General features: G+C 68.6%; 13 protein-coding genes. 7 read left to right on the top strand and 6 right to left on the bottom strand.

Features of this window, described 5'->3' with window-relative positions; translation table 11 throughout:
- Nucleotides 1-122: 122 nt before the first annotated feature.
- The 6 genes from VK92_RS16650 to VK92_RS16625 all read right to left on the bottom strand — a co-directional run bounded on the left by VK92_RS16650 (nucleotide 123) and on the right by VK92_RS16625 (nucleotide 8,769).
- Nucleotides 123-1,997 carry an ABC transporter ATP-binding protein gene (locus VK92_RS16650; RefSeq protein ID WP_048027388.1) on the bottom strand — a complete coding sequence of 625 codons (1,875 nt, stop codon included), beginning with the start codon at nucleotides 1,995-1,997 and terminating at the stop codon, nucleotides 123-125.
- Nucleotides 1,997-2,956 carry an ABC transporter permease gene (locus VK92_RS16645; RefSeq protein ID WP_021156526.1) on the bottom strand — a complete coding sequence of 320 codons (960 nt, stop codon included), beginning with the start codon at nucleotides 2,954-2,956 and terminating at the stop codon, nucleotides 1,997-1,999. Before VK92_RS16645 ends, VK92_RS16650 begins: the two co-directional genes overlap by 1 nt.
- A 30-nt stretch (nucleotides 2,957-2,986) precedes the next feature.
- Nucleotides 2,987-3,940, bottom strand: coding sequence for an ABC transporter permease (locus VK92_RS16640; RefSeq protein ID WP_048027389.1), 954 nt, complete (start codon nucleotides 3,938-3,940; stop codon nucleotides 2,987-2,989).
- Between the two features lie 79 nt (nucleotides 3,941-4,019).
- The gene (locus VK92_RS16635; protein WP_021156524.1) at nucleotides 4,020-5,606 is read right to left on the bottom strand and encodes an ABC transporter substrate-binding protein; all 1,587 of its coding nucleotides are present in this window, start codon (nucleotides 5,604-5,606) and stop codon (nucleotides 4,020-4,022) included.
- Nucleotides 5,607-6,387: 781 nt separating this feature from the next.
- Entirely contained in the window at nucleotides 6,388-7,926 is a 1,539-nt protein-coding gene (locus tag VK92_RS16630; RefSeq protein WP_048027390.1) for a methyl-accepting chemotaxis protein, read from the bottom strand.
- A 174-nt stretch (nucleotides 7,927-8,100) separates the two neighbouring features.
- Nucleotides 8,101-8,769 (bottom strand): haloacid dehalogenase type II, encoded by a 669-nt coding sequence (locus VK92_RS16625; protein WP_021156521.1) that lies wholly within the window; start codon nucleotides 8,767-8,769, stop codon nucleotides 8,101-8,103.
- A 432-nt stretch (nucleotides 8,770-9,201) separates the two neighbouring features.
- Between VK92_RS16625 and VK92_RS16620 the strand changes: the two genes are divergently transcribed.
- The 7 genes from VK92_RS16620 (at nucleotide 9,202) to VK92_RS16590 (ending at nucleotide 16,978) form a co-directional block, all read left to right on the top strand.
- Nucleotides 9,202-10,062: a GNAT family N-acetyltransferase gene (locus VK92_RS16620; protein ID WP_027792827.1), complete on the top strand. Its 861-nt coding sequence runs from the start codon at nucleotides 9,202-9,204 to the stop codon at nucleotides 10,060-10,062.
- Nucleotides 10,063-10,074: 12 nt separating this feature from the next.
- Nucleotides 10,075-11,001, top strand: a complete 927-nt coding sequence (locus VK92_RS16615; protein WP_048027392.1) for a 2-hydroxyacid dehydrogenase — start codon at nucleotides 10,075-10,077, stop codon at nucleotides 10,999-11,001.
- A gap of 161 nt (nucleotides 11,002-11,162) precedes the next feature.
- Nucleotides 11,163-12,563: an aspartate aminotransferase family protein gene (locus tag VK92_RS16610; RefSeq protein WP_048027393.1), complete on the top strand. Its 1,401-nt coding sequence runs from the start codon at nucleotides 11,163-11,165 to the stop codon at nucleotides 12,561-12,563.
- Between the two features lie 85 nt (nucleotides 12,564-12,648).
- On the top strand, nucleotides 12,649-13,140 hold the full coding sequence (locus VK92_RS16605; protein ID WP_006749694.1) for an Lrp/AsnC family transcriptional regulator: 492 nt from the start codon (nucleotides 12,649-12,651) through the stop codon (nucleotides 13,138-13,140).
- 105 nt (nucleotides 13,141-13,245) lie between these two features.
- Nucleotides 13,246-14,718, top strand: a complete 1,473-nt coding sequence (locus VK92_RS16600) for an NAD-dependent succinate-semialdehyde dehydrogenase (RefSeq protein WP_048027394.1) — start codon at nucleotides 13,246-13,248, stop codon at nucleotides 14,716-14,718.
- Nucleotides 14,719-14,849: 131 nt separating this feature from the next.
- A complete protein-coding gene (locus VK92_RS16595; protein ID WP_048027395.1) occupies nucleotides 14,850-15,446 on the top strand; it encodes a TetR/AcrR family transcriptional regulator in 597 nt (198 codons plus the stop codon).
- A 50-nt stretch (nucleotides 15,447-15,496) separates the two neighbouring features.
- Complete coding sequence (locus VK92_RS16590; RefSeq protein ID WP_048027396.1) at nucleotides 15,497-16,978, top strand: MFS transporter; 1,482 nt, start codon at nucleotides 15,497-15,499, stop codon at nucleotides 16,976-16,978.
- The last annotated feature ends 68 nt before the right edge of the window (nucleotides 16,979-17,046 follow it).

Genomic DNA, 17,046 nt, shown 5'->3' with positions numbered 1-17,046 from the left:
CGCAGTTGCCGCGTATTCGCGCACGGCACGCGCGCAAATCGCCGTTTTGTGCGACCGCCGCAGCAGACTATGCGGTGCGCCGGCCGCCGCGTCGCGCACGCCGAACGGCGGCGTGTCGCGCATCACAGCCGCACGGGCTGCACGGGCGCGACACCCGCCTGCGTCGGCTCGGCCTGGAAGCGCGCCAGGTCTTCCTCGTTGCGATGGCACAGCACCTGCGCGCCGTTGTCGAGCTTGCGCAGCACCGGGGGCGTCCGGTTGCAGGCACCGTCGACCCGCATCGCGCAGCGCGACAGGAACGGGCACAGCCCGCCGTCGTCCGCGCGCTCGCCGATCGGCACCAGCGGCCGATGGCAGCGCTCGGCCGCATCGTCGAGCCAGCCCGCGCGCAGCTCCGGCGCGGACGACACGAGCAGGTGCGAATACGGGTGATAAGGCGGCGCGCACAACGCATCGCGGCTGCCCGTCTCCACGCGGCGGCCCGCATACAGCACGACGATGTCGTCGCTGATCGCGCGCACCTTCGCGATATCGTGCGTGATGAACACGTAGGACACGCCGAGCTTCGCCTGCAGGTCGCGCAGCAGGTCCATGATCGCGGCGCCGACCACAGTGTCGAGCGCCGACGTGACTTCGTCGCACAGGATCAGGTCGGGTTCGGCCGCGAGCGCGCGCGCGAGGTTCACGCGCTGCTTCTGCCCGCCCGACAACTCGCCGGTGCGCCGCGCGGCCACCGCCGGCGGCAGCCGCACGAGTTCGAGCAGCTCCGCGACGCGCTGCCGCGCACGCGCGCCCTTGATCCCGTGGTAGAACGCGAGCGGCCGCGCGAGCGTGCGCTCGACGGTATGCACCGGATTGAGCGCGGTGTCGGCGTTCTGGAACACGATCTGCACGCGGCGGTGCTGCTCCTTGGTGCGCTTGCCGATATCGCGCGCGAGCGGCTCGCCGTCGAGCAGAATCTTCCCGGCCGCCGCCGGCACCAGGCCCGCGATCACCTTGGCGAGCGTCGTCTTGCCGGAGCCCGATTCGCCGATCACGCCGACCGTCTGTCCGCGCCCGATGCGCAGGTCGACTTCGTTCAGGATCAGCTTCGCGGGCCAGCCCTTCGCGTTGCGGCCGCCGTAACCGGCGACCGCGCCGCGCACCTCGAGCAACGGCGCCGGGTCGGCCGGCGCCGGTTTCCCGTCGCGTTGCGCATCGTTCGGCGTGACCGCCGCGATCAGGCTCTGCGTGTACGGGTGCGCCGGTGCATGCAGGATCTGTTCGGTATCGCCCGTCTCGCGGATCACGCCGTCGCTCAGCACGACGATCCGGTCGGCCATCTGCGCGACCACGGCCAGGTCGTGCGACACGTATACCGCGCTCATCCCGTAGCGCCGGATCACGCTCTTGAACGCCTGCAGCACGTCGATCTGCGTGGTGACGTCGAGGGCCGTGGTCGGTTCGTCGAGAATCACGAGCTCCGGATCGGTGATCAGCGCCATCGCGGCCATCAGCCGCTGCAACTGCCCGCCCGATACCTGGTGCGGATAACGCTTGCCGATCGTCTCCGGCTCCGGCAGCGCGAGCGCGCGGAACAGCTCGACCGCCTTTGCCTGCGCATCGCGCTTCGACATCGTCCGGTGAATCAGCGCGCTCTCGATCACCTGGTCCAGGATCGTGCGCGACGGATTGAACGAGGCAGCCGCGCTCTGCGCGATATACGCGACCTTGCGGCCGCGCAGCGCGGCCAGGCCCGACGCCGACAGCCTGCACACGTCCGTGCCGCCGATCTTCACCGAGCCGCCGGCGATCCGGCAGCCGGTGCGCGCGTGGCCCATCAGCGACAGCGCGATCGTCGTCTTGCCCGAGCCGGATTCGCCGATCAGCGCGAGCACCTCGCCGCGCCCGATCTCGAAGTCGACGTCGTGGACGATCGTCGTTTCCGCCGCGCCCGGGCGACCGCCGACAACGCGCAGCCCGCGCACCTCGACGAGCGGAGTCGATTGATCTCGCATCAGTGTTCTCCGGCGGCCGCGGCCGCGCCCTTGCGGCGGCCGCGATGCGGCAGACCGTCGATCAACAGGTTGACGCCCACCGTCAGGATCGCGATCGCGACCGCGGGCATGATCGCGACGGCCGAACCGTCGCCGAGGCTCGCGATGTTCTCGCGCACGAGCGAGCCGAGGTCCGCATACGGCGGCTGCACGCCGAGCCCGAGAAAGCTCAGGCCGCTCAGCAGCAGCACGACGAACGTGAAGCGCAGGCCCGTATCGGCGAGCATCGGATGAATCATGTTCGGCAGCATCTCGACGCACGCGATGTACAGCGCGCTTTCGCCGCGCGCCTTCGCGACCTGCACGAATTCGAGCGTGCTGATGTTGACCGCCAGCGCGCGCGCGATCCGGTACGAGCCCGGCATGTAGCTGACCGCGGCGGTCAGGACCAGCAGCGGCAGCGACGAGCCGAACGCGGCGACGAACATCAGCGCGAACATCTTCGACGGAATCGACGTGAGCGCGTCGAGCAGCCGGCTCATCGTCTCGTCGACCGCGCGGCCCGACACGGTCGCGAGCAGCCCGAGCGTCGTGCCGGTCAGCGCGGCGAGCAGCACCGCGGCGAGCGCGAGCAGCACGGTGAGCCGCGTGCCGTACAGGATCCGGCTCAGCATGTCGCGGCCGAGAAAGTCGGAGCCGAACGGCAGCTTCGCGCTGAACCGCGCGAACACGTCCGGCGTGACGATCGCGCCCACGTCGTGCGGCGCGAGCAGCGGGGCGAACACCGCGATGAACAGCATCAGCCCGACCATCGACAGGCCGACACGGCCGCCGGCCGTCAAGTCGATGCGTGCGGCACGGCGCTTGCGCGGCTGGTCGGGGGCCGGGGCGGCGGGCGGCGTCGCGCCGCCCCACGGCGGGCGCGGTTCGCCGGACGGCGGCAGCGTGTTGCTGCGTTGAACGGGGTCGGTCGGGTGCATGGGCGGCATCTCGGAAGAAGGACGGGACGGTCAGGTCCGCAGTCGCGGGTTCGACACGATCGAGCACAGGTCGGCGAACAGCACGAGCGTCAGGTACGCAACGCAGAAGATCATCGTGCATGCCTGGACCAACGGGAAATCGCGGTTGCTGACGGCGTCGACCATCAGGCTCGCGAGGCCCGGATAGTTGAAGATCGTCTCGACGACGATCACGCCGCCGAGCAGATACGACAGGCTCAACGCGATCGCATTGGCGATCGGGCCGATCGCGTTCGGCAACGCATGGCGCAGCACGACGCGTGCGGGGCTCGCACCCTTGAGCACGGCCATCTCGACATACGACGCGCTCAGCTGCTCGATCACCGCGGCGCGCGTCATGCGTGCCATCTGCGCGATCACGACCGCGCACAGCGTCAGCACCGGCATCGCATACGCACGCAGGAAATCGTGCAGGCTTTCGATCTCGCCGCTGTACGACAACGCGGACAGCCAGCGCAGCTTCACGGCGAACACGAGCACGGCGACGGTCGCGATCAGGAACTCCGGCGTCGCGACGAGCGACAGCGTACCGAGACTGATCACGCGGTCGACCAGCGACTCGCGCTTGACCGCCGCGAGGATGCCGAGCAGCAGCGCGATCGGCACCGACACGGCGGTCGTGATCGCCGCAAGCGTGAGCGACTTCGGCAGGCGTCCGCCGATCATCTCCGACACCGGCATGTCGCCGGACAGCGAACGGCCGAAATCGCCGTGCATCAGGCCGGCGAGCCAGTGCGCGTAACGCACGTGCGCGGGCATGTCGAGGCCGAACTGCTGGCGCAGCGCGGCAACCGTCTCCGGGGTCGCCGACTGGCCGAGCGCGGCCTGCGCGGCGTCGCCGGGCAGCAGGTTCGTGATCGTGAAGATGATCGCGGACACGATCAGCAACGTCAGCGCGGTGACCGCGATGCGTCGGACGATCAGGCCGATGAGAATCCGGTTCATGAAACGACACTCCCGAAAAAGCCGCGCGTGGCCGGCGCGGTCGCCCGCACCGGCCGCACGGCGGCCGCCAGCAACGACGTCACGCGTTCCACCACACGTGCTCGGCGAACATGAAGCCCATCATCCCGCCGGTCGGGATCGAACCGAGACCGGCGAGCCGCTTGTCATAACCGTCGAGGAAGCTGATGAAAGCCGGAATGCCGACCCGCCCCTGCTGCGCCACGATCACCTGCATGTCGCCGTACATCTGCTTGCGCTTCGCGTCATCGGTTTCCGAACGCGCGGCGAGCAGCAGCTGGTCGAACTTCGCGTTCTTCCAGCCCGACTCGTTCCACGGTGCATCCGACTTGAAGAACTGCGTGAACAGCACGTCGGCGCTCGAGCGCGGGTTGATGTTGCCGAAGGTGAGCGGGTGCTTCATCCAGTGGTTCGACCAGTAGCCGTCGGGCGACGCGCGGTTGACCTGCAGGTTCAGCCCGATCTTCTGGCCGGCCTGCTGCAGCAGCACGGCCATCTCGACCGACCCGTTCGCGTCGGACGTCGCATACATCGGCGGCAGCGTGACGCCCAGCGCGCCCGCCTTCTGGAGCAGGAATTTCGCCTTGTCCGGATCGTGCGCGCGCTGCGGCAGCGACGCGTTGAAGTAACGATGCCCCGGCGGAATCGGCTGGTCGTTGCCGATCACCGAGTAGCCGCGGAACACCGCCGAGCGGATCTGCTCGCGATCGAACAGGTACTTCATCCCTTCGACGAAATCGGGATTCGAGACGATCGGGTTGTCGCTGCGCATGATCAGGTCGGTATAGAGGCCCGACTTGGTTTCCTTCAGCGCGTAGCCCGGCGTCGACGAGACCCGCTGCGTCGAGCGCGGATCGATCGCGTTGATCAGATGCACGTCGCCCGACAGCAGCGCGTTCAGGCGCGCGGCGCTGTCGCCGATGCCGATCAGCTCGATCTCGTCGAGATACGGCCGGCCCGGCTTGAAGTAGCTGTCGTTGCGCACGCCGACGGTCGACACGCCCGGCTTGAACGATTTGAGCTTGTAAGGGCCGCAACCGATGCCGGTGCTGAAGTCGGTCGTGCCGTCCTTGACGATCACGAGCTGCGGCGTCGCGAGAATCACCGGCAGATCGGCATTCGCGCTGACCAGCGTGAGCGTGACTTCGTCCGGGCCGCTTGCCTTCGCGTCGGCGAACTGGTCGGCGAGCGGCTTGACCTTCGATGCGGTGGCGGCGTTCTTGTGGCGCATCAGCGAATACACCACGTCGGCCGGGCCGACCGACTTGCCGTCGTGGAACGTGACGCCCTTGCGCAGCTTGATGACCCACGTCTTCGCATCGGTGGTCTGCAGCGACTCGGCGAGGTTCATCTGCGGCGTCAGGCTCGCGTCGAGCTGCGTGAGGCCGCTGTAGAACATGAAGAAGCGAATGTAGTCGGCGCCGGTCGAGCCCTTGGCCGGGTCGAGCGTATCGGCCGTCGAACCGGATTCGTTCGCGACCCGGATCTTGCCGCCGCGTTTCGCCGCGGGCGCCGCGAATGCGGACGCGGGGTTCATCAGGAGTCCGCCGGCGCCGGCGGCCATCATGCCGCTCGCCGCCATGACCTTCATCATGTCGCGGCGAGTGAAACCACCGTTGCCGCCGCCGTTGTCGATATCGTCGCTCATCCGAACTGCTCCTGACTGTTGAAAGTGGGTCCTGGGGTCCAGCGTGGTTCTCGAATCCCGCAGTGCCCGCTTGCTGGTGGCGGGCGCAACGTCGTACACATGCAATTCATTTAAGCATCGCCAAAATGCGGTTTGTCGCGATTCGGGCCGCCCGCACGATACGAATCGACCGTTTTGAGCCGCCCGCGCAGCATGAATTGCTGCGTGCGCCCACGTGTCGCCGTGTGCCCGGCGGCGTGTCGCGGCGGCTGCCCAACCCGTGTCGATGCAGGAAATCGTAAGGCCGCAGCCGCCGCAGATTGCGCCGACAAAATTGTCCGTTCGGCATCCGGCGCGCGTTTGGCACACGCAAACCGCACGTTTGTGTCGAATGCGTGTCCGCATGCCGATGACGGCTGAAACGCACGGTGTATTGCGGCAGATCGCCGCATGGACGGGCGTCGACGGTGGGGATCGCGACGGGACGTCGCGCAGGAAAGTTCAGAAGAATGCCGCTCGATCGGAACGGCTTGGCGGGAAGACGGGAGGATGACGGGGCCACCGGGAAACCGGACCCGTGCAGTCGTGCAGTCGTGCAGTCGTGCAGTCGTGCAGTCGTGCAGTCGTGCAGTCGTGCAGTCGTGCAGTCGTGCAGTCGTGCAGTCGTGCAGTCGTCAGGAATCGTATCGCCATGCGGCGACGCGCGCGTCACCGGCATGTCGGCGCGCACGCCGGGCGCATGCCGGCGCGGCCCGAGGCAGGCGCGATGATGCGCAGGCCGGCAGTGAGCGGCGCGAAGCCGTCAGGCAGCGAGCCGGAATACCGATACGGCGGCCCGCAGGCGCGCCGCCTGCTCGTCCAGCGACGAAGCGGCCGCCGCCGCCTGCTCGACGAGCGCGGCGTTCTGCTGGGTGACTTCGTCCATTTGCGCGACCGCCAGCCCGATCTGTTCGATGCCGGTGCTTTGCTCGGCCGACGCCGCTGAAATCTCGCCCATGATGCCGGCCACCCGGTCGATCGACCGGACGATCTCCGTCATGCGCTCGCCGGCCGTCTCGACGAGCCGGCTGCCGCTGCCGGCCCGCTCGACCGACGCGTCGATCAAGCCCTTGATGTCCTTCGCGGCCGCGGCGCTGCGTTGCGCGAGCGAGCGGACCTCCGACGCGACGACGGCGAACCCGCGCCCCTCCTCGCCGGCCCGCGCGGCTTCCACCGCGGCGTTGAGCGCGAGAATGTTGGTCTGGAATGCGATGCTTTCGATCACGACGGTAATGTCGGCGATCCGCACCGACCCATCCGAGATCTGCCGCATCGTTTCGACGACCGCCTGCACGGCGGCGCCGCCGAGTTCGGTCGCATCCTTGGCCTGGGCCACGAGCGCATTCGCCTGGCGCGCGTTGTCGGCGTTCTGTTTGACCGTGGACGTGATCTGCTCCATGCTCGCCGCCGTTTCCTGCAGCGACGCGGCCTGCTGCTCCGTGCGCTGCGACAGATCCAGGTTGCCTTGCGCGATCTCGCCGGTGCCGGTGGCGATCGAGTGGGTCGTGGTCTGGATCTCGGCGATGGTGTCGGTCAGCCGCGCCTTCATGTCGCCCAGCGCGACGAGCAGGCTGCCGGGCGCGGCGTGCGCCGTATCGAACTGCACGTCCAGTTCGCCGGCCGCGATGCGGGCGGCGATCTGCGTCGCATGCGCGGGCTCGCCGCCCAGCGTGCGCCTGACGCTGCGCAGCACGCCCCAGGCGATGGCCGCGAGCGCCGCGGCGATGACGAGCGCGACGGCGCCGAGCACCATCGCGAGCCGGGCAAACGCCGCGTTGATGTCGTCGTAGAAAAATCCGGTGCCGATCCACCAGTTCCAGTCCGGAATCGCGACCACGCCCTGCAGCTTCGGCTCCAGGTCGGCGTCCGGGCTACGCTTGATCAGCACGTCGACGAGCGCGAAGTGCGCCTGCGCCATCCCCGCGCGGTACGCCTCGCTGTCGGTCATGCCGCTGGTCGTGCGGTTGCCTTTCGCGCGCGTGCCGATGAATTTCGCGTTCGGGTGCACGAGGTTGACGCCGTCGGACGTCGTGACCCAGAAGTAGCTCTTCGAATTCGCGTTGAGCGCGGCCAGCGCGGCCTTGGCCTGCTGCTGCGCCTGCTCCTGCGTGAGCGTGCCGCTCGTCTGCAGCGCGCGATACGAATCGACCAGATGCTCGGCCTTGGTCAGCAGAATGACGATCTCTTCGCGGCGGCTGTCGATCAGCGCGTCGCGCAGCGTGTGCAGCGACAACGCGGCGAGCAGGACGACGCCGAGCAGCGCCGCGGCGACGAGCATCAGCAGTTTGGTGGACAACTTCATGCGGGGGCCTCGAAATATTAACCGTTCGGTACATATATCGGCCGGGGTGGCCCCGCCTTGAACGACTCGATATCGGTAATTACCCTCATTTCGTACGCTGATCGAACGCGTGACGGGGCGCGCCGGCATCGCGGCCGCGTCCCGTCGCGCGATGGATCGGCCGGCCCCGGCGGCTTACAGGCCGAGCTGCGTCGCGAGATGGCCGATATCCGACACTTCGTAATAGTTGTAGAACGGCGTGCCCGGCTCGTGGCCGCGATTGACGAACGCCTTGTGCTTGATGCCCAGATCCTCGGCCGTCATCAGGTCGTAGCGCAGGCTCGACGACACGTGCAGCACGTCCTCGGGCTTGCAGCCGAGCTTGCCGAACATGTATTCGAAGCCCTGCATCCGCGGCTTGTACGACTGCGCCTGCTGCGCGGTGAACACCGCATGGAACGGCGCGCCGAGCTTGTCGACGTTGCTCATGATCTGCTCGTCCATCGCGTTCGACAGGATCACGAGCTTGTACTTCGTCGCGAGCCGCGACAGGCCCGCCGGCACGTCCGGATGCGGGCCCCACGTCGGCACCGCATGATAGAAGCGCTCGGCCTCGGCTTCGTCGAACTTCACGCCGACGCGCGCGCAGGTGCGCCGGATCGCGTTGACGACGACGTCGCGGTACGGCTTCCACGCGCCGAGTACCTCGTCGAGCCGGTAAGCGGCGAACGCACGCACGAAATCCTCCATCGCGACCGGCGAGAGCCGGTCCGCGTAGATCTCGCGCGCCAGGTCCGCCATCTGGAAGCGGGTCAGCGTGCCGTAGCAGTCGAACGTGATGTACTTCGGTTCAAATTGGATCATGGTGACGTCCTGTCGGTGTGAAGCCCCGGCAGGGCCGGGGACGGGCTGGGGTGGTACGAAATTGAATCAGGGCAAAAAACCCGGCGCACGTCGTTCGACGCCGCCCAAAACGCAGAATCGCCGCGTGTTGCGCGGCGCGGGCAGCACGATCTGCGGCGCTTGCCGGCGCGGCCCCGCCGCACCGGCGGGGCGGCTCGCCGGCAAGCGGCCGCGACACCGGTGTTTTCATCGTAGTGCCGTTCCCACAGCAGGCGCTGTCGGATTGACGGGCCGCGGCGGCACGATCCGCGCGTTCGCACGCGCCGATCGAGCCGGTTTGCGTCGATCTTGCGCGGCCGCCCGCCGTCGCCGGAAAACAGGCGAATCATCCTATCCGTGCCGCGGTGTCGCTGGCAGAGTCGATATGTCATTCCTACCCATCCGGAGTCCAGCGTGTCCGATCTCAACCCTTCCCGCACGCTTATCTATCGTCGGTTCGCCGAAACCGACCTGCCCGCCGCGCATCGTCTGTCGGAAGCAGTCAAGTGGCCGCACCGGCTCGATGACTGGCGCTTCGTGCTCCAGCTCGGCGACGGCTTCGTCGCCGAGGACGAAACCGGCATCGTCGGTACCGCGCTCGGCTGGCGCTTCGGCGAAGCGCACGCATCGCTCGGCATGGTCATCGTGTCGCCCGAGCACCAGGGCCGCGGCATCGGGCGCGAACTGCTCACCCGCGTGGTCGACAGCTTCGGCACGCGAACCATTTTTCTGCACGCGACGCCGGCCGGCGAGCCGCTGTACGCGAAATTCGGGTTCGAGGTGATCGATACGATCGACCAGCACCAGGGTGCCGCCTTCCAGCCGCCGCTGATATCGCTGCCGCCCGGCGAGCGCCTGCGGCCCATCGGCGCAAACGACGGCCCGCGACTTGCCGCGCTCGCGTCGCGGGCCGCGGGTTATCGACGCGACGAGGTGATCGAGGCGCTGCTCGGCGTCGCGAACGGCATCGCGCTCGATCGCGACGGCGAACTGCTCGGCTTCGCGCTGTTCCGACGCTTCGGCCGCGGCCATGCGATCGGCCCGGTGGTCGCGCCGGACGCGCAGCGCGCGCAGGCGCTGATCAGCCACTGGCTCGCGCTGCACGAAGGGAAGTTCGTACGGCTCGACGTGCCGGGCGACAGCGGACTGTCCGACTGGCTGCAGGGGCTCGGGCTGCCGCGCGTCGATACCGTCGTCGCGATGGCGCGCGGCGCAACGCCCGCGCGCGACCCGGCGCTGCGGGCGTTCGCGATCGTGAACCAGGCCCTCGGTTGAGCGGTACCCACGATGAGCTTTCTCTACAAGGCCGACCCGGTGCGCGGTGCGCAATGGGCACAGCGCTTCGCGCAGCAGGCGCCCGAGCTGCCGTTCCGGATCTGGCCGGACCTCGGCGATCCTGAAGCCGTCCGTTATCTCGCCGCGTGGCAGCCGCCCGACGATCCGGCCACGCTGCTGCCGAATCTCGAAGTCGTGTTCTCGGTCGGCGCCGGCATCGATCAGTTCGACCTGTCGCGCGTGCCGGCGCATATCCCGGTCGTGCGGATGATCGAGCCGGGCATCGTCGAAGGCATGGTCGAGTACGTGACGCAGGCCGTGCTGACGATCCACCGCGACCTACTCGACTACGCGGCGCAGCAGCGCGCGCAAGTGTGGCGCGAGCAGCCGGTGCGCGCGGCCGCGTCGCGGCGCGTCGGCGTGCTCGGGCTCGGCACGCTCGGCCAGGCCGTGCTCGATACGCTGCGCCGCTTCGGCTTCCCGTGCGCCGGCTGGAGCCGCACGCCGCGCACGCTCGACGGCATCGACTGCTACGCAGGCGACGCGGCACTCGATGCGTTCCTCGCCCGCACCGACATCCTGATCTGCCTGCTCCCGCTCACCGACGATACGCGCGGGCTGCTCGGCGCACGCGTGTTCGATGTGCTGCCGGCGGGCGCGTCGCTCGTGCAGGTCGGGCGCGGCCCGCAGCTCGACGAAACCGCGCTGCTCGCGGGGCTCGCGAGCGGCCGGCTCGACAGCGCGATCCTCGACGTGACGGACCCCGAACCATTGCCGGCCGGCCATCCGTTCTGGACGCACCCGCGCATCCGGATCACGCCGCACATCGCGAGCGCGACGCGGCCGGACACCGCGGTCGAGGCCGTGCTCGCGAACCTCGCGCGCCATCGCGCGGGGCAGCCGATGATCGGCGTCGTCGATCGCGCGCGCGGCTACTGACGCGTGCGCCCGGGCCGGCGGGGCGCGCAGCAGAAAATGCCGCAGCGCCCCGCACAAACGCCGCGTTCGTATGTTTCAGACTGCAAATTGAAAACGCATGAGGATGGCTCGCCCGGTAGCATGAACTCATCGCTGACACCCGACGAGAGTCCCGCCCTGCCATGAACCACGCCGCGCTGATCGAAGCTGATCGTCAACACCTGATCCACCCCGTCGTCAACTATCGTGCGCACGAGGCGCGCGGCGTCACCGTGCTCGAATCCGCCGACGGCGTGTTCCTGCGCGACGCCGCGGGCCACACGCTGCTCGATGCGTTCTCGGGCCTGTGGTGCGTCAACGTCGGCTACGGCCGCGACAGCATCGTGAAGGCCGCCGCCAGCCAGTTGGCGAAACTGCCCTACGCGACCGGTTATTTCCATTTCGGCTCGCAGCCCGCGATCGAGCTGGCCGAACGGCTCGCGGCGCTCGCGCCACCGTCGCTGAATCGCGTGTACTTCACGCTCGGCGGCTCGGACGCGGTCGATTCCGCGATCCGCTTCATCACGCACTATTTCAACGCGACAGGCCGCCCGTCGAAGAAGCAGATGATTGCGCTCGAGCGCGGTTATCACGGCTCGTCGTCGATCGGCGCAGGCCTCACCGCGCTGCCCGCGTTCCACCGCCATTTCGACCTGCCGCGCGCGGACCAGCACCACATCCCGTCGCCCTACCCGTACCGCCATCCGCTCGGCGGCGATCCGCAGGCGCTGATCGCCGCGTCGGTGGCCGCGCTGGAAGCCAAGGTTGCCGAACTCGGCGCCGACAACGTCGCCGCGTTCTTCTGCGAACCCGTGCAGGGTTCCGGCGGCGTGATCGTGCCGCCGGCCGGCTGGCTGAAGGCGATGCGCGACGCGTGCCGGCGCCTCGGCATCCTGTTCGTCGCCGACGAGGTGATCACCGGCTTCGGCCGCACGGGCCCGCTGTTCGCGTGCGAGACCGAACAGGTCGATCCGGACCTGATGACCGTCGCGAAGGGGCTGACGGCCGGCTATGCGCCGATGGGCGCGGTGCTGATGTCCGACGAAGTCTACGAAGGGATCGCGGGCAGCCGTGCCGAGTCGGCCGCGGTCGGGCACGGCCATACGTATTCCGCGCACCCGGTCAGCGCGGCGATCGGCCTCGAGGTGCTGAAGCTCTATCACGAAGGCGGGCTGCTCGCGAACGGCCAGGCGCTGGCGCCGCGCTTCGCGGCGGGGCTCGATGCGCTGCGCGCGCATCCGCTCGTCGGCGACGCGCGTTCGGCCGGCCTGCTCGGCGCACTCGAGCTGGTCGCCGACAAGGCGCACAAGACGCGCTTCGACGCGGCGCTGAACGTGCCGGACAAGATCGCGGCGGCGGCCTACGCGAACGGCGTGGTGTTTCGCGCGTTCGGCGACGGCGTGCTCGGCTTCGCGCCGGCGTTGAGCTTCACCGCGGGCGAGTTCGACCTGATGTTCGAACGCGTGCGCAAGACGCTCGACGACGTGCTGGCCGATCCGGGCGTGCAGCGCGCCCTCGACGCCGCGCACGCGCAGCCGGCCTGACCGGCCAAGGGAAAGCCGGGCTTGTGGCGGCCATCGTTCGACTCTAAAGTAACCGGACATTCCATTTTTTCCGACTCACGTGAACATGACGGACAGCAAGCTGGATCGCATCGACCTGCGCATCCTCTCCCAGTTGCAGAAGCGCGGCCGCATGACCAACGTCGAGCTGGCGGATGCGGTCGGGCTGTCGCCGAGCCCCTGCCTGATCCGCGTGAAGCGGCTCGAGAAGGCCGGCTACATCGGCGGCTACGGCGCGCACATCCAGCTCGAGAAGCTCGGCGACGTGCAGGTCGTGTTCACCGAGGTCACGCTGGCCGACCACCGGCGCGAGGACTTCGACCGCTTCGTCGCGGCGATCCGCAACGTCGACGAGATCGTCGAGTGCCACCTCGCGAGCGGCGGCTACGACTATCTGCTGAAGTTCATCACGCGCAGCGTCAGCCATTACCAGACGATCGTCGAAGGGCTGCTCGAGCAGAACATCGGCATCGAGAAGTATTTCAGTTACGTGATCATCAAATCGCCGTTCGTCAAACGGCACTACCCGCTCGAATCGCTGTTCGGCGAACGTCACTGACGGGCGGCCTGCGGCAACCCCGAACGCGGCAACGTGCTGTCCGCGCGGGGTAGTCGCGCGCCCGCGCCTCCGCCTTCGCCGATCCGCTTCCTCCAAGGACCTGTCATGCCGCTTACGCTGTCCCGAACCGAACTCGTTCGCACCGCCAACCTGATCGACGGAACGTGGCGCGACGCGCTCGACGGCCGTCGCTTCGACGTCGTCGATCCCGCGACGCTCGACATCGTCGCGCACGCACCCGACAGCGGCGCCGCCGACGCGCGCGCCGCGACGGACGCGGCCGCACGCGCGCTGCCCGCATGGCGCGCGACCCCCGCCCGCGAACGGGCGGCGATCCTGCGCGCATGGCATGCCGCGATCGTGGCGCATACCGACGATCTCGCGAAACTGATGTCGCGCGAACAGGGCAAACCGCTCGCGGAAGCGCGCGGCGAAGTCGCATACGGCGCGTCGTACGTGCTGTGGTTCGCCGAGGAAGCGACACGCACGTATGGCGACCTGATTCCGCAGCAGCAGCGCGGCAAGCGGCTGAGCGCGGTGAAGGAGCCGATCGGCATCGTCGCCGCGATCACGCCGTGGAACTTCCCGCTCGCGATGATCGCGCGCAAGATCGCGCCCGCCCTCGCGGCCGGCTGCACGGTGGTCGCGAAACCGGCGGAGGACACGCCGCTGACCGCGCTCGCGCTCGCGTTTCTCGCGCAGGAAGCCGGCGTGCCGGCCGGGGTGCTGAACCTGATCGCCGCATCGCGCGAACGGGGCATCGATGCGGTGGCCGACTGGCTCGCCGACGGCCGCGTGCGCAAGATCACGTTCACCGGCTCGACGCCGGTCGGCAAGCTGCTCGCGCGCGAATCGGCGGCGACGTTGAAGAAGCTGTCGCTGGAGCTCGGCGGCAACGCGCCGTTCATCGTATTCGACGACGCCGAGCTCGATGCCGCGGTCGACGGGCTGATGGCCGCCAAGTTCCGCAACGGCGGGCAGACGTGCGTGTCGCCGAATCGCGTCTACGTGCAGGCCGGCGTCTACGACGCATTCGCCGCGAAGCTCGGGGCGCGCGTCGCCGCGCTGAAGGTCGCACCGGCGACCGACCCGGCCGCGCAGATCGGCCCGATGATCAACGCGCGTGCGGTGGACAAGATTGCCCGCCACGTCGGCGATGCCGTCGAGCGCGGCGCGCGCGTGCTGACGGGCGGCAAGCGCCTGACCGAACTCGGTGCGAACTATTACGCGCCGACGGTGCTCGCCGACGCCACCGCCGACATGCAGCTGACCTGCGAGGAAACCTTCGGCCCGGTCGCCGCGCTGTTTCGCTTCGACACCGAGGACGAAGCGGTCGATGCCGCGAACGACACGCCGTTCGGGCTCGCCGCGTATTTCTACACGCAGGACGTGCGGCGCATCGCGCGCGTGTCGGCACGGCTCGAAACGGGCATCGTCGGGATCAACGAAGGCGCGCTCGCGAGCGAGGCCGCACCGTTCGGCGGCGTGAAGGAGTCGGGTTATGGTCGCGAGGGCTCGCGCTACGGGCTCGACGACTATCTGTCGATCAAATATCTGTGCCAGGGCGGGCTCGACTGATCGGATGAATCCGGGCCATCCGCGAGGCGGCCCTCGCCGCGCCCGGTCGTCAGGCATGCGTTGACATCGGAACCGATCGGTCCATATAATGCATCCAACTTTTGGCACCGCATCGTTTGCGACACCGGTCAATGGCAAATCCGGCTGGCGTGGGCCGCCCACGCGAATTCGAACTTGGCGATGCCGCGCGCGACGCGATGGACGTTTTCTGGGACCGCGGATACGAAGGCGCGTCCCTGCCCGACCTGATGGCCGGCACCGGCCTGTCGCGCGGTAGCCTGTACAAGGCGTTCGGCGACAAGAAAGCGCTGCTGCTGGCGGCGCTCGACCTGTACATGGCCGACGGGCTCAAGGCGACCGCGGACATTCTGTCGCAACCCGGCGCCGTCAAGGATGCGATTCGCGATTCGCTGCTGCGCTATGCGCGCCTGTCCGTCGGCGAGGCGGGCCGGCGCGGATGTCTCGCGGTCGCGATGACCACGGAACTGGCCGCGCGCGACGCGGATGTCGCGGAGCGCACCGGGCGCATGTTCCGGCGGCTGCAACAGCTCTATGCCGGTGCGATCGTCCGTGGCCAGGCGAGCGGCGAGATCGCCGAGCAGGACGAACAGGTGCTGGCGCGTTTGCTCGTCTGCCAGATCGAGGGCATGCGCGTGCTGGGCAAAACCGGCGTGTCCGAGCAGGACATGCTCGCGCTGGTCGACCGCACGATGCGCATCCTCGACTGATATTTTTTTACCCAATTTGGAACCGATTGGTTCCGTATGGAGAACCATCCATGTCACGGAATGACCCCGTATCACCCGACCCGCGCCGCTGGGCGATGTTTGCGGTCCTGCTCGTCGGCGCATTCCTGCCGCCGCTGGATTTCTTCATCGTCAACGTCGCGCTGCCGTCGATCCGCGCGGAACTGGGCGCCTCGTCGTCGGCCGAGCAACTCGTCATCTCGTCGTATGCGGGCCTGTACGCGGTGACGCTGATCACCGGCGGGCGATTGGGCGACCTGTTCGGCCGCGGCCGCGTGTTTTTCCTCGGGTTGATCGGCTTTGCGATCGCCTCGACGCTGTGCGGTCTCGCGAGCTCGCCGTGGACGCTCATCGTCGGCCGCGCGTTGCAGGGCGTGACGGCCGCGATCATGGCGCCGCAGGCGCTCGCTTCGATCCAGGCGATCTTCCCCGAAGCGGAAAAGCCGCTCGCGCTCAGCTTGTACGGCGCGGTATTCGGCCTCGCCGCCGTGGTCGGGCAGGCGCTGGGCGGGATCCTGATCTCGCTGAATCTGTTGAATCTGGGCTGGCGCACGATCTTCCTCGTCAACCTGCCGCTGGCGATTCTGGTCGTCCTGTTCGGGATTCCGCTGCTGAAGGAAACGCGTGCGCAGCATGCGCGCAAGCTCGACCTCGGCGGCACCGCGCTGTCGATGCTGACGCTGGGCGCGCTGATCGTGCCGCTGATCGAGGGGCGCGAAGCAGGCTGGCCGGTATGGGCATGGGTGTCGCTGCTCGCGGTGCCGGCCCTCGCCGGGTTCTTCTGGCGCTACGAGCGCCGGCTCGGCCGCCGCGGCGGCGCACCGCTGCTCGATCCGGCCGCGCTGCGCGCACCGGGGCTCGGCCGCGCGTTGCTGATCGCGCTGCTGCTGTACTCGATCGGCGCGTTCTTCCTGCTGTTCTCGGTGTATCTGCAGAATGCGTTGCACGTCGACGCACTGAGCGCGGGCCTCGTGTTCTTGCCGTTCGGCGTCGGGTTCCTGCTCGGCCCGTTGTCGACGCCTGCCTGCACGCGTGTCATCGGCGCTTACGTCAATCCGTTCGGCATGAGTCTGGAGATCGTCGGGCTCGTCGGCCTCGCGTGGTTGATCGATGCCACGCCGATCGGGATGCCGCTCGCGGCCGCGCCGCTCGCCGTCGTGCTCTTCGTCATCGGTTTCGGACAAGGTCTCGCGCTGCCGACGCTGATGCGCATGGTGACGGGGCGCGTCGCACCGGCGCTGTCCGGCATGATCGCCGGCATCGCCAGCTCGACGCTGCAGGTCAGCACGTCGCTGAGCGTGGCGATCATCGGCGGCATTTTCTATACGACGCTCGGCACGCGCCAGGATCCGGCGGCCATCGCGCATGCGTTCATCGTCGCACTGCTGTCGATCTCGGTGTTCCTCGCCGTGGGCGCCGCGCTGGGCATCTCGCTTGCACGGGCGGGCGCCGCGCACACGTCGATGCGGGCCGCCGCCCGTCCGGGCTTCGGCCCCGAACGCGAACGGCCGTGATCGTTTGTATTTGCCCGTATTTTCCCGTACCGACATTCATCGCCGCGTCAGTCCGACCTGGAGGTTCT

It is taken from the genome of Burkholderia sp. LK4 (assembly GCF_001043615.1).
Lineage (GTDB): Bacteria > Pseudomonadota > Gammaproteobacteria > Burkholderiales > Burkholderiaceae > Burkholderia > Burkholderia cepacia.
The sequence above is the reverse complement of the archived record's forward strand: the minus strand, read 5'-3'. Positions and strand labels throughout refer to the sequence as shown.

Excerpts from the sequence above, each read along its gene's own strand:
- VK92_RS16630 (WP_048027390.1), bottom strand. The coding sequence starts at position 7,926 with ATGAAGTTGTCCACCAAACTGCTGATGCTCGTCGCCGCGGCGCTGCTC.
- VK92_RS16625 (WP_021156521.1), bottom strand. The coding sequence starts at position 8,769 with ATGATCCAATTTGAACCGAAGTACATCACGTTCGACTGCTACGGCACG.
- VK92_RS16640 (WP_048027389.1), bottom strand. The coding sequence starts at position 3,940 with ATGAACCGGATTCTCATCGGCCTGATCGTCCGACGCATCGCGGTCACC.
- VK92_RS16610 (WP_048027393.1), top strand. The coding sequence starts at position 11,163 with ATGAACCACGCCGCGCTGATCGAAGCTGATCGTCAACACCTGATCCAC.
- VK92_RS16605 (WP_006749694.1), top strand. The coding sequence starts at position 12,649 with ATGACGGACAGCAAGCTGGATCGCATCGACCTGCGCATCCTCTCCCAG.
- VK92_RS16635 (WP_021156524.1), bottom strand. The coding sequence starts at position 5,606 with ATGAGCGACGATATCGACAACGGCGGCGGCAACGGTGGTTTCACTCGC.
- VK92_RS16650 (WP_048027388.1), bottom strand. The coding sequence starts at position 1,997 with ATGCGAGATCAATCGACTCCGCTCGTCGAGGTGCGCGGGCTGCGCGTT.
- VK92_RS16615 (WP_048027392.1), top strand. The coding sequence starts at position 10,075 with ATGAGCTTTCTCTACAAGGCCGACCCGGTGCGCGGTGCGCAATGGGCA.
- VK92_RS16600 (WP_048027394.1), top strand. The coding sequence starts at position 13,246 with ATGCCGCTTACGCTGTCCCGAACCGAACTCGTTCGCACCGCCAACCTG.
- VK92_RS16595 (WP_048027395.1), top strand. The coding sequence starts at position 14,850 with ATGGCAAATCCGGCTGGCGTGGGCCGCCCACGCGAATTCGAACTTGGC.
- VK92_RS16590 (WP_048027396.1), top strand. The coding sequence starts at position 15,497 with ATGTCACGGAATGACCCCGTATCACCCGACCCGCGCCGCTGGGCGATG.
- VK92_RS16645 (WP_021156526.1), bottom strand. The coding sequence starts at position 2,956 with ATGCACCCGACCGACCCCGTTCAACGCAGCAACACGCTGCCGCCGTCC.